The sequence below is a fragment of the Sphingorhabdus contaminans genome (assembly GCF_007280415.1).
Classification (GTDB): Bacteria; Pseudomonadota; Alphaproteobacteria; order Sphingomonadales; family Sphingomonadaceae; genus Sphingorhabdus_B; species Sphingorhabdus_B contaminans.
In genome coordinates, this window is sequence record NZ_VKKU01000001.1 from 986,058 (window position 1) to 1,001,003 (window position 14,946).

Annotated in this window: 11 protein-coding genes; 7 read left to right on the forward strand and 4 right to left on the reverse strand. The window is 53.7% G+C overall.

Features of this window, described 5'->3' with window-relative positions; all coding sequences use genetic code 11:
• Positions 1-107 precede the first annotated feature (107 nt).
• Positions 108-2,801 (forward strand): DNA gyrase subunit A, encoded by a 2,694-nt coding sequence (gene gyrA / locus FOM92_RS04835; RefSeq protein ID WP_143775657.1) that lies wholly within the window; start codon positions 108-110, stop codon positions 2,799-2,801.
• A 62-nt stretch (positions 2,802-2,863) separates the two neighbouring features.
• Complete coding sequence (locus FOM92_RS04840) at positions 2,864-3,751, forward strand: hypothetical protein (RefSeq protein ID WP_143775658.1); 888 nt, start codon at positions 2,864-2,866, stop codon at positions 3,749-3,751.
• A gap of 261 nt (positions 3,752-4,012) precedes the next feature.
• On the opposite strand, the gene FOM92_RS04845 is transcribed toward FOM92_RS04840, so the two are convergent.
• Positions 4,013-4,690 carry a lysoplasmalogenase family protein gene (locus FOM92_RS04845; protein ID WP_170226789.1) on the reverse strand — a complete coding sequence of 226 codons (678 nt, stop codon included), beginning with the start codon at positions 4,688-4,690 and terminating at the stop codon, positions 4,013-4,015.
• Between the two features lie 19 nt (positions 4,691-4,709).
• A complete protein-coding gene (locus tag FOM92_RS04850; protein ID WP_143775660.1) occupies positions 4,710-5,543 on the reverse strand; it encodes an NAD(P)H-hydrate dehydratase in 834 nt (277 codons plus the stop codon).
• Positions 5,544-5,602: 59 nt separating this feature from the next.
• Here FOM92_RS04850 and trmFO point away from each other — a divergent pair, with 59 nt between their 5' ends.
• From trmFO to FOM92_RS04870, 4 genes are read left to right on the forward strand one after another with little or no spacing between them, the layout of a single operon-like run.
• Positions 5,603-6,940, forward strand: coding sequence for a methylenetetrahydrofolate--tRNA-(uracil(54)-C(5))-methyltransferase (FADH(2)-oxidizing) TrmFO (trmFO, locus tag FOM92_RS04855; protein ID WP_143775661.1), 1,338 nt, complete (start codon positions 5,603-5,605; stop codon positions 6,938-6,940).
• Between the two features lie 60 nt (positions 6,941-7,000).
• Entirely contained in the window at positions 7,001-7,552 is a 552-nt protein-coding gene (locus tag FOM92_RS04860) for a DUF1285 domain-containing protein (RefSeq protein ID WP_143775662.1), read from the forward strand.
• Positions 7,549-8,121 carry a CoA pyrophosphatase gene (locus tag FOM92_RS04865; protein ID WP_143775663.1) on the forward strand — a complete coding sequence of 191 codons (573 nt, stop codon included), beginning with the start codon at positions 7,549-7,551 and terminating at the stop codon, positions 8,119-8,121. Before FOM92_RS04860 ends, FOM92_RS04865 begins: the two co-directional genes overlap by 4 nt.
• On the forward strand, positions 8,118-9,344 hold the full coding sequence (locus tag FOM92_RS04870; RefSeq protein WP_143775664.1) for a CCA tRNA nucleotidyltransferase: 1,227 nt from the start codon (positions 8,118-8,120) through the stop codon (positions 9,342-9,344). The genes FOM92_RS04865 and FOM92_RS04870 overlap by 4 nt, the downstream gene beginning before the upstream one ends.
• Here the strand turns inward: FOM92_RS04870 and FOM92_RS04875 are convergent.
• Entirely contained in the window at positions 9,302-11,041 is a 1,740-nt protein-coding gene (locus tag FOM92_RS04875; protein WP_143775665.1) for a putative bifunctional diguanylate cyclase/phosphodiesterase, read from the reverse strand. The two genes, FOM92_RS04870 and FOM92_RS04875, sit on opposite strands and share 43 nt — an antisense overlap.
• Positions 11,042-11,124: 83 nt before the next feature.
• A complete protein-coding gene (gene parC / locus FOM92_RS04880; RefSeq protein WP_143775666.1) occupies positions 11,125-13,449 on the reverse strand; it encodes a DNA topoisomerase IV subunit A in 2,325 nt (774 codons plus the stop codon).
• Between the two features lie 126 nt (positions 13,450-13,575).
• On the opposite strand from parC, the gene purB reads away from it, so the two are divergent.
• Positions 13,576-14,901 (forward strand): adenylosuccinate lyase, encoded by a 1,326-nt coding sequence (purB, locus tag FOM92_RS04885; RefSeq protein WP_143775667.1) that lies wholly within the window; start codon positions 13,576-13,578, stop codon positions 14,899-14,901.
• Positions 14,902-14,946: the final 45 nt, after the last annotated feature.

The window sequence follows — 14,946 nt, forward strand, 5'->3', positions numbered from 1 at the left end:
TGTGGATAAGTTGTCTAAAAAGTCGTTTTTCGGACCCCCTCGGGTGGCTTTCGGCGGCTAGCTGGTCTAGGGTCGGGCAATTCAAAAAATATAAGGATTTTCGCGGCGTGAGCGATGATACAGCCACTCTAGACCCCTCCGATATTTCTCCCGTCGACATCGTCGATGAAATGAAGTCGAGTTATCTCGACTATGCCATGTCCGTTATTGTCGCGCGTGCTCTTCCCGATGTGCGCGACGGGCTGAAGCCTGTGCACCGCCGCATATTGTTCGCGAGCCAGGAGGGCGGATTCGTCGCGGGCCGCCCATATCGTAAATCGGCCAAGATTGTCGGCGACGTCATGGGCAACTATCACCCCCATGGCGACAGCGCGATTTACGATGCCTTGGCCCGCATGACGCAGGACTGGTCGCTGCGCGTCCCCCTGATTGATGGTCAGGGCAATTTCGGTTCAATGGACCCCGATCCTCCGGCATCGATGCGCTATACAGAGGCGCGACTGAACAAGGTTGCGAACGCCCTGCTGGATGACCTCGACAAGGACACGGTTGATTTCCAGCCCAACTATGACGGCAGCCGGCAAGAACCGCAGGTACTACCTGCCCGCTTTCCAAACCTGCTGGTCAATGGCGCAGGCGGCATTGCCGTCGGCATGGCCACCAATATTCCGCCTCACAATCTGGGCGAAGTTATCCGGGCTTGCCTCGCCTATATCGATAACCCCGCCATTTCGGTGGATGAGTTGATCGAGATTATTCCGGCGCCCGATTTTCCGACTGGTCCGCTGATCCTCGGTCAAGGTGGCGCCCGCGCCGCCTACCGCGAAGGAAAAGGCTCGATCATGATGCGGGCCCGACATGAAATCGAAGAAGGACGTGGGGACCGCCGGTCGATCGTTCTGACAAGCATCCCCTTTCAGGTTGGCAAGTCCGCCCTTGTCGAGAAAATTGCCGAAGCGGCCAAAGACAAGCGGATTGAGGGCGTTTCCGATATCCGGGACGAATCGAGCCGCAAAGGTGTCCGTATCGTCATCGATCTGAAACGCGATGCGACGCCTGACGTCGTGTTGAACCAGCTCTGGCGCCATACACAGGCGCAGTCGAGCTTCCCCGCCAATATGCTGGCCATTCGTGGCGGCCGACCCGAAGTCCTGAATCTGCGGGACATCATCGAAAGCTTCGTCCGCTTCCGTGAAGAGGTCATCACACGCCGCACCAAATTCGAGCTGAACAAGGCACGGGAACGCGCCCATCTGTTGCTTGGCCTTGTTGTCGCTGTCACCAATCTGGACGAAGTGGTCCGGATCATCCGTGGTTCCGCAAGTCCGGCAGAAGCGCGCGCCGCCTTGCTGGCACGGCAATGGCCGATTGCAGAGATCGCGCCCTATATCCGGCTTGTCGAAGCAGTCGAGGCGGACGTCACTGGCGACAGCTACCAATTGTCGGAACTGCAAGTTCGCGCAATTCTGGAACTGCGTCTGCATCGCCTGACGGCGCTTGGCCGGGACGAGATTGGCAAGGAATTGTCCGGTCTTGCCGTCAATATTGCCGAATATCTCGCTATTTTGGGCGACCGGGTCAAACTTTACGAAGTCCTGAGGGCCGAACTGGTCGCAATTGACGCCGAGTTTTCTACGCCCCGCATGTGCGAAATCACGGCAAGCTGGGATGGGCTGGACGATGAAGACCTCATGGAACGTGAGGAAATGGTCGTTACCGTTACCCATGCCGGATATATCAAGCGCACGCCGCTTGCGACCTTCCGCGCCCAGGCACGCGGTGGCAAGGGCCGTGCGGGTATGGCGACAAAAGAAGAAGATGCCGTCACCGAACTATTTGTCACCAGCACGCATACTCCGGTGCTGTTCTTCTCGAATATCGGCAAGGTTTACCGCCTGAAAGTCTGGAAGCTGCCGGAAGGCGGTCCGCAAACACGTGGCCGGCCAATGGTCAACATTCTGCCCCTCAGCGAAGGCGAAGTCATCTCCAACGTTCTGACTCTGCCGGAAGACGAGGCCGAGTGGGGCGGCCTGAGCGTGGTCTTTGCAACTGCCAAAGGCTATGCCCGCCGTAACAGCATGGATGCCTTTGCCAATATTCCTTCAAACGGCAAAATTGCCATGAAGTTTGAGGGCGAAGATGCGGATGATCGCCTGATTGGTGTGGAATTGCTCAGCGCCGAAGACGATATTTTGCTGGCAAGCCGCAACGGCAAGGCGATCCGCTTTGCCGCCGACGACATTCGCGAATTCCAGAGCCGGGCCTCGACCGGTGTCCGGGCGATGAAACTGATCGGCGATGATCAGGTGATGTCGCTATCGATCCTGAAACGCGTTGGGACCTCTGCCGAGGAACGTGAAGAATATCTCCGGTTTGCGCCCTGGAAGCCCGAAAAGGACGGCGAACCCACCCTGTCGGCCGAACGCATCGCCGAAATGGCGGAAAAGGAACAGTTCATCCTGACGGTCTGCGCCAATGGCTATGGGAAACTATCCTCTGCCTATGGCTACCGCCGGACCGGGCGTGGCGGACAAGGTATCACCAATATTGACAATGTGGCGCGCAACGGCCCTGTCGTGGCCAGTTTCCCGGCAACCAAAGGGGATCAGCTCATGCTGGTGACGGATCAGGCAAAATTGATTCGCATGCCTTTGGACAGCCTGCGCGTTCTGGGCCGCGGAACAGCCGGTGTGCGCCTGTTCAATGTCGGTGAGAATGAACATGTCGTCAGCGCCGCCAAGATTGAAGAGAGCGATGATGATGATGACGGCATCGGAAGTGAAGGCGTTGTCGAGGCATGATATTGCAGAAAAATTGGGAGTGGTAGGCAGCAATTTTAGGTTCAAATGAAAATGGGGGGAACATGCTGGCAAATTCAAACCGCAAATTGCGGGTCTTACTGATCTGTGGGGTAGTCCCGTTTCTTATCGCTGCACGCAATACCGTCACTCCATTACCCCAGACCATGATAGCGGCGGAAACCGGACCGCAAGTTGGTCAAACCGTTACTGTGCGGAAGGATGATGTCGTCCTGCGGGCCAAAATTTATGAAACCGAAGTTGTTACGGTGGATGAGCCAATCTCGGTTTCTGTAGCCAAATTTTCTGACGAAATTGGGCAGGGCGACAGGTTAACACCTGTTCTAAGCCCTGCAAAAATTGAATATCTTACAGGCGCAAGCGGCCGTTTTTATTGCGGCAGGAACCAGCGCACTCGATCTGGTTTTGCTGAGGCGATGATAGGTGATTGGTTTTCCAAATATGAAGTAGAAGTGCGGTTTTGCTTCGTCGACAGCAATGACGATGGCAAGCTAGACAAATACTTCCTGTCCGGAGCAAAAGATCCGGCCGATCAGGGGGCGCGCGATATTGTTCCGGTACCCTACACAACAAAATATCTTCAGCCCGACGAACGAGAAGGAACGGTCGAGTTAAAGGTTTTGAAGTTCAAGCCAAAAACAAATCAGATTCTCTTCAGATTGTCGGTATTCCGGAAAGATGTCCCTGAATATTTCACATATATTCTTACCGTGGACGGCGACACACCAAAAAACACATATCCCGACTTCAAGACAAATCCGAAAAAAGTACCCTACCCTGTCTATTTCCCCAATATCCTAGGCGCGGAGATAGTGGTTATGCGTGTTGATTCCGTCAAGGAAGAGGCGGAGATTAGAATTCTGAGGCATTTCCAAAGCCAATTATTCAAACCGATAGAAGTAAAAGTTCAGTATATTTATATCTACGTTTGACCGCTCTATAACCCACACTTTTCGGGAAGTGGATCGCTTCGATTTTTGCTTCAACCGCACAGATTTCCAGCATTGAAATGTAGGGTTGCCGGTGCGAGACAATGATCGCCAGACAACGGCATCGCTCTTTGACAGTTTGGATATTTAACAAGCGCGATATATGCCATTAACTTAAAGCAACAAAGGATACAAAATCATAACTGTTTTCGGTATCTTTTGTATCTTTTGAAAGCGAGGTTACGGAAATTGGCCTCCGTTTTCTTACTCTTCGCCGTGCAGGAAATGTCCTCTTTTAACGAGGGTCTGCGCTATTCCGATCGCAATCATGAGCACGCCGAAATAATATAAATACCAAATGGCAAGGCTGGTTATTTCGGAATTGGCCAAAGGTCCCAGACGCGCAAAAATAAGCAAATCGGATATTACGAAGAAAACAGCGCCAACGCCGACGCGATAACGCGGGAAATTACTGCTCCATGCCATTGCGGCCATCGCGCCCAAAATCACGCTATATGCAGCGACCTGGACACCTTCCTCGCTATTTCCCGGTAGATAAAAGGCAATAACCGGTGTCAGCACGAACAGGCAGATCGCCAACAATTTCTGGCTGAATACCGCGCCCACGCGGCGATGGCGGAAATAAATAGCAATCGCCACCAGATGGCCCGCCGCAAATGAAACCGCACCGGCAACCATCGATAGCTCGATTAACCCGTCGCCAAGGGCGTACAGGCCGAGCATCAACGCCAGCAACGCGAATTCACCCTCATGGTGACGTCGCAATGCAAAGGGCACCAGAAATCCGACTGCTGCCATCTTCCATATTATTGCGAACAGGCCGCCTTCTATCGGCAAAAACAGCCATGTTGCCGGAAAACTCAACCCGGCGAGCAAGCTTGCCAAAAGCCAAGGACGTTTGTGCGCCAGATCTTGCGCCATATGACTATACCCCTTTTCGTCAGTCTTCTTGCAAACAGCCTTGCAAAACAAGGGGGATAAATTCGGGCATCGCATCTGCGGTCAAACCCGGGCCAGCGCGGACGCCGATATCGCCGTGCAACCATGCGGCAATGGCGGCGGCATCAAAACTGTTTACGCCTTGGGCCAAGAGCCCGCAGATCAGTCCGGTCAATATGTCGCCGGATCCTGCGGTCGCAAGCCAGGGTGACGCGTGTTTGTTTACCGCCCATTTGCCGGACGGGTCGGCGATAACGGTATGCGGTCCCTTCAAAAGGACGACGCAACCAGCACGGCGCGCGGCGGCAAGAGCAGCGGGGATCGCTTCTTCATCGGCAAGATCGGGAAACAAGCGGGCAAATTCGCCCTTATGTGGCGTCATGACGTCAAAGGATTTTAAGATATTGAATAATATATGATTATTTTCCGCAAATACAGTCAGTGCATCGGCATCAAGCACGATCGGAATACCGGATTGCAGCAACCGGAGCACATTATTCTGTGTCACCGGCGTAACCCCTGCCCCCGGACCGATGGCAACGGCTTTGACCCGCTCATCCAACGGGTCATGCCCCGGATCGAACTCCTTGAGCATAATGGCCGTGACATGCGCAGCATGTTCTTGCAGCGCCGACCGGTCGCCAACAAGGGTGACCAAACCGGCCCCGACAGCCAATGCTGCCCGCGCTGCCAAACGGGAGGCTCCTGTTTTCAGGACAGGACCGCTCACCACCAGCGCATGACCGCGGCTATATTTGTGGATATCCTTTTCGGGCATGGTCAATGCCGGTTGCGCCACACTATTGTCGTCAGCAAGTCGCAGATGGAATGTCATAGGTTCACCATGCCGCTTTTGCCTGTGCTTTCCCACGAAATTTTGATAGCCGCGCCGGAATGAGTGAAGATTATGACGTGCATATCATTGGCGGAGGCCTCGCGGGCAGCGAGGCAGCATGGCAACTGGCCCGACGCGGCTTTAAAGTGCGCTTGTCCGAAATGCGGGGTTCCGGCGATACCACACCGGCCCATCAGACTGACGGCCTTGCAGAACTGGTGTGCTCCAACAGCTTCCGTTCCGATGACGCCGAAAACAACGCCGTCGGCCTGCTGCATCAGGAAATGCGTTCATTAGGTTCGCTCGTCATGGCCGCGGCCGAAATCGCCAAAGTACCCGCCGGTTCGGCTCTCGCCGTTGATCGTGACCTGTTCTCTGAAACAGTCACTAAAGAATTGGAAAATATCGGAAATATTGACATCGTCCGGGAACGGATTGACGAAATTCCTGCTGACGTTCCGGTGATTATTGCGACAGGACCGCTGACGGCAACAAATCTTGCCAATAATATCATGGCCAAAACAGGCGAAGACCGGCTTGCCTTCTTCGATGCAATTGCGCCAATCGTTTATCACGACAGTATTGATCTGGATGTCGCCTGGTACGCGTCCCGCTGGGACAAAGGCGACGGCAAAGATTACATCAACTGCCCTATGGACGAGGCACAATACCGCGCTTTTCACCAGGCTCTACTGGATGCCGAAAAGACGGAGTTTAAAGAGTGGGAGATGAACACGCCCTATTTTGAAGGGTGCATGCCGATAGAAGTAATGGCCGCCAGAGGACTGGACACACTCCGCTTTGGTCCCATGAAGCCCGTCGGCTTAGATAATCCCAAAACGGGCCGCTGGATGCATGCTGTAGTTCAGCTTCGGCAAGATAATAAGCAGGGCACGCTTTGGAATATGGTGGGCTTTCAAACCAAAATGAAGCATGCAGCTCAGGTTGAACTATTCCGAACGATCCCCGGACTGGAAAAGGCAGAATTTGCCCGTTTAGGTGGACTTCATCGAAACACCTTCATTCGTTCACCGATACTGCTGGACCGGCAACTGCGCCTGAAAACAGCACCCAATATTCGCTTCGCAGGCCAGATCACGGGCTGCGAAGGTTATGTCGAAAGCAACGCAGTCGGTCTGATGGCCGGGCTGATGACGGCTGCTGATTTGGGCGGGACCAGAATTGAGCAGCCGCCGAGCACTACGGCGCTGGGGGCTTTGCTGGGCCATATTACCGGCGACGCACATGCCGACGACTATCAGCCCATGAACGTCAATTTCGGCCTGTTCGCTCCGCTCGAAGAGAAAACCCACAAAAAGCAGCGCAAAGCGGCAATAACCGCCCGCGCGCGCGCCGATCTGGCTGAATGGATTGGAAGGTATAAATTAGCTATCTGAGACCAACTGCACTTTTGCCAAGGCTTTGACGAACAGCAACTTTGAACCTATCGCTGAAATATGCCTTACGACGCACCCGACCTCGCCAAACTGAACCTATCAGAGATCGCAGCGTTAGCCGCGGCGCGTAAATTACCTCCTATCGAGAATTGGGACCCCACGCACATTGGCGAGAGCGAAATGCGCATCGCTGCAGACGGTAAATGGTATCATCAAGGCGACGAAATCCGCAGGCCGGCAATGATCCGGGCCTTTTCAAGTCTTTTACAATGCGATGCCGATGGACAACATTGGCTCGTTACGCCGCAGCAGAAACTATCCATCGATGTTGAAGATGCACCTTTCATTGCAGTGGAAATGCAAAGCGAAGGCGAATTTGAATCGAGATGCCTGGCATTTCGCTTGAACACAGATGATTTAGTCGTTGCTGGCCCGGGCTCAGAACTGGCTTTTCGTAACGATCTGCCCTGCCTGCATGTCCGTAAAGGGCTTTGGGCAAAAATCGCTCGGTCAGCCTATTATGAGCTGGCTGAAATCGCTTTGGCAGAGTGCCCAAAAGAACCCAAAATATGGAGCAAGGGCGTGGTATTTCCGATCGGCACATCCCAATGACGTGGATTGAACGGATAAGCGCAGCTTTGACCGCTGATTGGAGCGTTGTTGTTGAAGATGAAAGAGACTTCGGGGTCAAAGAGCATCGCGCCGCAGCAGTTTTAATTCCTATCACCAACCGTCCGCAGCCTGGCGTTATACTTACACAGCGTCCAGATTGGTTGCGCAGCCATGCAGGGCAAGTCGCATTTCCGGGCGGCAAAATAGATGATGGAGACAGTGGAGCCATCTCGGCAGCATTGCGGGAGGCACATGAAGAATTGTCTATAGATCCTTCAGATGTGACGATATTGGGCGTTGCCGACACCTATTTTTCCGGGAGCGGATATCGGATTGAACCTGTCGTTGGAGTTATTCCGCCCGACCTAAACCTCATTCCAAACCCTGACGAAGTGGAGGACTGGTTCGAAGTCCCTCTATCTTTCTTGCTCGACCCAGCAAGCGCCGTAAAGAAAACTGCGGAATGGAACGGCCGGCAAAGGACTTATTACGACATGCAATGGGGCCAAAGGCGGATTTGGGGCGTCACGGCTGGTATAATTGCAAATCTGGCACGCAGGTTGTCATGAGCGACATCATACGAAGCGCAGATTGGTTTAAAGCTCCCAGCTTGAGAAACATCGTCGAGGCGCTTTCCGACGAACATGGCGGACCGCGCATCGTAGGCGGTGCCGTTAGAGATAGCCTGCTTGGTCTTGGCGTCTCCGATGTGGATTTGGCCACAACGCTGTTACCGAAAGAAGTCATGGACAGACTGGAACAAGCGGGGATAAAATCGGTGCCGACCGGAGTTGAACACGGAACGGTAACTGCAGTTGCTGATGGAAAAAATTACGAGATTACGACGTTGCGAAGAGATGTGGCAACTGACGGTCGACGCGCTGTAGTCGCTTTCTCTACGGACTGGACTGAGGACGCGGCGCGACGTGATTTCACCATAAATGCCTTATATGCCGATGGTCATACCGGAGAAATCTTCGACTATTTTAACGGCCAACAGGATTTGAAATCAGGTATTGTAAGATTTATCGGAGAGGCAGATGAGCGGATCGCCGAAGATTATCTCCGTATCTTGCGCTTCTTCCGCTTTTTTGCACGCTTCGGGACAGGGCCTGCCGACGATCGCGCATTAGCTGCATGCGCCAAAGGCGCACATGGCTTAACCGCCCTTTCAAGAGAGCGCATTGCGCAAGAACTAACACGCTTAATCACATTGCCGAACCCAATATTGTCGGTGCAATTGATGAAAGAATGTCGCATCTTCGCACAGTTTTTACCGGAGCTGGATGACAAAGTCGTTGAAAAACTGGAGACAGTTGTACGAAGGGAAGCACAGCATAATCTGGACATTTCACTCGCTGCACGGCTGTTAACGTTGCTACCGCGGGATCCGGTTGCGGTAGACAAAGTTTCAGCACGGCTTAAACTGTCAAATCGACTGAGAGAGCAACTTCTACACCGCGTAAGTGGCGAGTTGCCCACAGAATCGAATGTCCGAGAAATCGCATATCGGTGGGGCATGACCTGCGCCATCGACGTAGTTAATCTTTACGCTAGCGATAATATTTTCGAAAAATGCATTGCACGATTAACTGGTTGGAGCCTTCCTGTGTTCGAAATCAAAGGCGGCGATGTTATCGCGATGGGCGTTCCCGCCGGACCCATGGTAGCTAGAACACTGCAGAGCCTTGAGCAGTATTGGATCGATCAGGACTTCCCTGCCATGGAAGAAATGTTCACTAAATCAGTTCAGATAGTCGGCGAACTTTTGTCTGCCACAAGGAAAGCATAAGCGGCATCGCTGGTCATTGGCCTTGCGAAGTAGTAGCCCTGCCCAACCGAGCAACCTAAACGACGCAAAACTTCAGAAATTTCGCTGCTCTCGATACCTTCAGCGGTAGTTTTCATACCAAGAGCTCTTGCAAGAGACAGTACCGTCCGAACTATTGCTCGTTTATCTTTGTTGACCATCATCTCAGAGACAAAGCTGCGATCGATTTTGAGAACGTCGATCGGGAGCTGTTGTAGATACGCCAGATTTGAATAACCGGTTCCAAAGTCATCCATCGCCAAATTAGTATCAAGTGATTTGAGATCGTCCAGTAAACGTTTAGCTCCTTCCGGATCATTGATGAAGGCGCTTTCCGTGAGTTCCAACGTCATTCGATTACCAGCAATGTTGGATCCGCGAAGTGCTGACGAAACAGCTTCTACCACATCATCACGTTGAATTTGCACCGCTGACATATTAACCGAGATTCGGAAATCCTGTTGACCCAGCATGCGCTCGTCCCACAATGCTATGGTCTTTGCGGCTTCTTCCAGAGCCCAGCGACCAAGAGGCACGATTAAACCGCTTTCTTCAGCAACCGGAATAAAGTCTACCGGTGAGATCGCTCCAAGATCGGCATGTTGCCACCTTGCTAACGCCTCAAAACCACTCAGCAACCCGGTGTCGAGGTCGACAAGCGGTTGGTAGTGAAGTTCGAGTTCCCCCATTTGCAGAGCGCGGCGGAGATCGGTTTCCATGCTGAAACGGCGGCGTGCAGTATCAACCGTTCCGGGAGTATAGAGCTCAAAAGACTTGGTGAATTTCGCCTTTTTCAGAGCAATTTGGGCATGGCGCAGCGTATCCATTGGATCATCACTTCCAACCCGGCCTATCGCAGCAGCAGCGGCGCAGTCTACTTGTATCTCCAGACTGGAAAGCTGGCATGGTTTGAGAAATGCGTCGGTTAATCGTTGGGCGATGTGTCGGACATTGACGGTATCGTCATCCATTTGAACAAAAAGAGCGAATTCGTTTCCACCAAGACGGCAGAGGATTTCGTTGGAACGGATTCGGGAATTTAGTCGGCGGGCGACGGTGATGATGAGTTCGTCGCCGACCATTGCTCCAGCGGATTCATTAATTCGGCTGAACCTTGCGAGGTCTATGAGAATGATGGCGTAACCCTTGGCCGAGCCGCTCTCAACCAAGGTTTCAAGCCGATTTTCGATCTCTTCTTCGAATCCGGTGCGATTGCAAAAACCGGTCAGGCTGTCGCTGAGCATTTCGCGTCGGAGATTGAGGCGGCTGGTGGCTTCGGCGGTCCTGTCCACCATCGAAAGCAGGATCATGCTTCCGTTTATGCCAAACCGGGCGATGCTGATTTCCAACTCGCGCTTGTTGACGGGATCGGGCGACTGCCAGCATTCAAAATGCGTTTCCCGGCCCTCGTCCACCATGGAGAAAGCCCGGTCGGCCAGCGTACCCAGATCGAGGCCGGATTCACGTTCAAAACCCAATGCGAGTTCGTCAAATTTGGGATTGCTCAGAACATATTCGACGCGATCGGCCTGAAGCCGGAAAATCGCACCTGCAATCGGCAGAGACGCCAGCCAGCCATATTCAAGCCGCGGATCAACCTGATTCAGCGAAGCAACCTTAGGCAGCTTAGCGCTGAAAGGGGACAATTCGGCAATATCGCGGCGGATAATATGCTTCATTCCAACAGGCCATAAGGCCTAGTTGTAAAAAATCGTCACCTAAGTTGTGGTGGATATTTGGTTAATTTTTGGCGAGGCCGCCATTAGTCAAACCGGTTATTCCGCGGAAATCCTTGAGGTGGAAGCCGTCCGGCTGCTCCGCGTGCGACACGCCACAGCGACATGTCATTTTCGGTCCGCGTTCGACCACTTTCGCCCCCCATGGCCCAACTCAACCCCTCGCTCAGACGGAAGCACATTGCATCGGCAAGGCCGCCATCTTTATAGCGCTGCAACGTCACACCCTGCCCTTTAGACATTTCCGGCACTTCACTGAGCGGGAACACTACAAGCTTCCGGTTATCGCCCACGACCGCCAGATACTGATCCTTCAGCAAGGCATCATCGTCTGTTTCAGGCGGCGCGGGGCGCACGACCTTCAACCGTGCACCGGGTTTGAGCGTCACAACGCCCCGTCCTTTGCGCGTTTCGGCAATGACATCCGCCATTTTCGCAATGAAACCCTTACCCGTCGAAGCGGCGAGCAACATGCGGCCATTGGGCGTAGCGGGCAGAACCGAAACGATATCATTGCCCGCTTCGATATCCACCATCGATCCCACAGGTTCACCAAAACCACGTGCGCCGGGAAGCTTGTCCGCACCCAAGGTATAAAAACGACCATTTGCCGTGGCGATCAGGATTTTGTCAGTTGTCTGGGTGTGGAAAGCGAAAGCGAGGCTGTCGCCTTCCTTGAATTTGTAGTCCGCCTTTGCCGACAGGTCCGCATGGCCCTTCATGGCCTTTATCCAGCCCCGTTTCGACATGATCACCGTTACCGGTTCCCGCTCGACGAAAGCCTCCAGAGAAATCTCCCGCGCCTGCCCTGCTTCCTCCAGCGATGTACGACGGCGGCCCAGTTCGGTATCCTCGGCATAGCCTTTGCGCAACGCAGCCAAATCCTTTTTCAGCCTCGTCTTCTGCCGGGCAGGGCTTTCGATCAGCTTTGCAAGATCTTCCCTCTCCGCCCGCAATTCATCCAGTTCGCGGCGGAGCTCCATTTCCTCAAGGCGGCGCAAGGAACGAAGGCGCATGTTCAAAATCGCTTCGGCCTGCCGGTCGTTTAACTGGAACTCCTCCATCATGACCGGCTTGGGTTCATCCTCGGTACGGATGATCTCGATAATCCGGTCCAGATTGAGGAAGGCGATGATATAACCCTCAAGCAACTCCAGTCGCGCATCGATCTTGTCGAGCCGATGCTGTGACCGGCGCACCAGCACTTCAAGCTGATGGTGAAGCCAGTGCCGCAGCACCTCGCCAATTCCCATGACACGTGGCGTCCGCTCGGCATCCAAAACGTTGAGATTGAGCGAAAAGCGGGTTTCGAGATCGGTCAGGCGAAACAGCGCATTTTTCAAATCATCGGGATCGACATTGCGACTTTTTGGGACAAGCACGATACGGATCTGCTCGTCGCTTTCATCCCGGATATCTTCCAGAATGGGCAGTTTCTTGTCGGCTATCAGTTGGGCAATCTGTTCGATCAACTTGCCTTTTTGGACCTGGTACGGAATTTCCGAAATGACCAGTTGCCAGGTTCCGCCGGATTGTTTTTCAACCCCTGTTGGTTCCCAATTACCAGCATCATCACGGCCAGTCGAAAATCGTGCCCGGACCCGCATCGCGCCGCGTCCACTGGCATAGGCAGCACTGATAACATCCTTGCTGTCGACCAATATGCCGCCGGTCGCAAAATCGGGGCCCTGGATAATGCCCATGATCTGGTCATGCGAACCGGACGGCTCGTCGATCAATAATGTGGCCGCATCAATGATTTCCGCGACATTGTGTGATGGAATACTTGTTGCCATCCCGACCGCGATGCCGCTTGCGCCGTTGGCAAGCAAATTGGGGAAAAGACCGGGCATAACCTCGGGCTCTTCATCCTCGCCATTATAAGTTGGCCGGAAATCAGCCGCATTCTCATCCAGACCGTTCATCAATTCGATTGCGGTCTTCGTCAGGCGGGCCTCTGTATAACGATAGGCTGCGGCATTATCGCCATCGATATTGCCAAAATTCCCCTGCCCGTCGACAAGCGGGTAACGGAGCGAAAAAGTCTGTGCGAGCCGCACCATGGCGTCATAGACCGACTGGTCGCCATGTGGGTGATATTTACCGATAACATCGCCTACGACGCGGGCGCATTTCTTGTACCCCTGCGATGGATCGAGTTTCAGCAGACGCATTGCCCACAACAACCGCCGGTGCACAGGTTTCAGTCCATCGCGCAAATCCGGCAAGGACCGCGCGGTAATGGTCGACATGGCATAGATCAGATACCGTTCGGACAATGCGGCATCAAAAGGCGCATCGACAACGGCGTCGAACGGGTCTTCCGGCAATGTATCAACTGTATCGGACATTGCTGCCCCGATAGCGGCGGTTATGCACGTCGCAAAGTGGCGAATTCAGCAATCCACAGATTTGTTATCAATCGCCCGCTCTGCTAACGGGGCCGCGACTCCGAACATCTGCTGAAAGCCGTATCCATGATCCCTCGTTATTCACGTCCTGCCATGACCAAAATCTGGGAGCCGGAGAACCGTTTCAAGATCTGGTTCGAAATCGAGGCGCATGCCACCGACGCCCTTGCCGAATTGGGTGTGGTGCCAAAATCTGCAGCCGAAGCATTATGGGCCTGGTGGGCGACAAATCCTGCAATCGACGTGGCAGCCATTGATGCCATTGAGGCAGTGACAAAGCATGATGTTATCGCGTTTCTGACATGGGTTGCCGAACAGGTTGGCGATGAAGCCCGCTTCATGCACCAGGGCATGACATCGTCCGACGTTCTGGACACCTGTCTTGCAGTGCAGTTGACCCAGGCGACGGATATTCTTCTGGCCGATATGGATGCGCTTCTCGCGGCGCTGAAGACCCGGGCAATGGAGCATAAATTTACGCCGACGATCGGTCGTAGCCATGGTATTCATGCCGAACCTGTAACGTTCGGACTTAAACTGGCCCAGGCATATGCCGAATTTGCACGTGGGCGTGACCGTCTTGTCGCCGCCCGCGCAGAGATTGCGACATGCGCGATATCGGGTGCAGTCGGCACGTTCGCCAATATCGACCCCAAGGTTGAATCGCATGTTGCGGGTAAATTGGGTCTTTCGGTTGAGCCTGTTTCAACGCAGGTTATCCCGCGCGACCGGCATGCCATGTTTTTCGCCATTTTGGGCGTCATTGCATCGTCCATCGAACGGCTGGCCATCGAAATACGCCATTTGCAGCGGACCGAAGTATTGGAGGCGGAGGAATATTTCTCGCCGGGACAAAAAGGCAGTTCGGCAATGCCGCACAAGCGGAACCCGATCCTGACCGAAAATCTGACCGGTCTTGCCCGCATGGTCCGGAGCGCCGTGACACCTGCCATGGAAAATGTGGCACTTTGGCATGAGCGCGACATTTCGCATTCCTCCGTCGAACGCTATATCGGCCCCGATGCAACAATCACGCTCGACTTCGCTCTTGGGCGGTTGACGGGCGTTGTCGAAAAGCTGCTTGTATATCCGGCACGCATGCAAAAAAATCTGGACCGTATGGGCGGCCTCGTCCATTCGCAACGTGTTCTGCTTGCACTTACCCAGGCCGGTATCAGCCGCGAGGATAGCTATGCCATCGTACAACGCAACGCGATGAAGGTATGGGAATCCGATGGCGCATTGTCTCTATTGGAACTGCTAAAGGCGGATCCCGATGTAACCGCGAAAATGAGTGCGGAGGAAATCGAGGACCGTTTCAATCTCGATTATCATTTCAAACATGTGGACACGATTTTCAAACGGGTGTTCGGTGAGGCCGTAAACTCATAAATAGCGTCGTCGAGGCGTCAAAATGGCAAAGATATCGGGCCAAAA

Bases quoted from the DNA above. Each gene is read 5' to 3' on its own strand.
- FOM92_RS04840 (WP_143775658.1), top strand. From the start codon at position 2,864: ATGCTGGCAAATTCAAACCGCAAATTGCGGGTCTTACTGATCTGTGGG.
- FOM92_RS04845 (WP_170226789.1), bottom strand. From the start codon at position 4,690: ATGGCGCAAGATCTGGCGCACAAACGTCCTTGGCTTTTGGCAAGCTTG.
- FOM92_RS04850 (WP_143775660.1), bottom strand. From the start codon at position 5,543: ATGACATTCCATCTGCGACTTGCTGACGACAATAGTGTGGCGCAACCG.
- trmFO (WP_143775661.1), top strand. From the start codon at position 5,603: ATGAGTGAAGATTATGACGTGCATATCATTGGCGGAGGCCTCGCGGGC.
- FOM92_RS04860 (WP_143775662.1), top strand. From the start codon at position 7,001: ATGCCTTACGACGCACCCGACCTCGCCAAACTGAACCTATCAGAGATC.
- FOM92_RS04865 (WP_143775663.1), top strand. From the start codon at position 7,549: ATGACGTGGATTGAACGGATAAGCGCAGCTTTGACCGCTGATTGGAGC.
- FOM92_RS04870 (WP_143775664.1), top strand. From the start codon at position 8,118: ATGAGCGACATCATACGAAGCGCAGATTGGTTTAAAGCTCCCAGCTTG.
- FOM92_RS04875 (WP_143775665.1), bottom strand. From the start codon at position 11,041: ATGAAGCATATTATCCGCCGCGATATTGCCGAATTGTCCCCTTTCAGC.
- parC (WP_143775666.1), bottom strand. From the start codon at position 13,449: ATGTCCGATACAGTTGATACATTGCCGGAAGACCCGTTCGACGCCGTT.
- purB (WP_143775667.1), top strand. From the start codon at position 13,576: ATGATCCCTCGTTATTCACGTCCTGCCATGACCAAAATCTGGGAGCCG.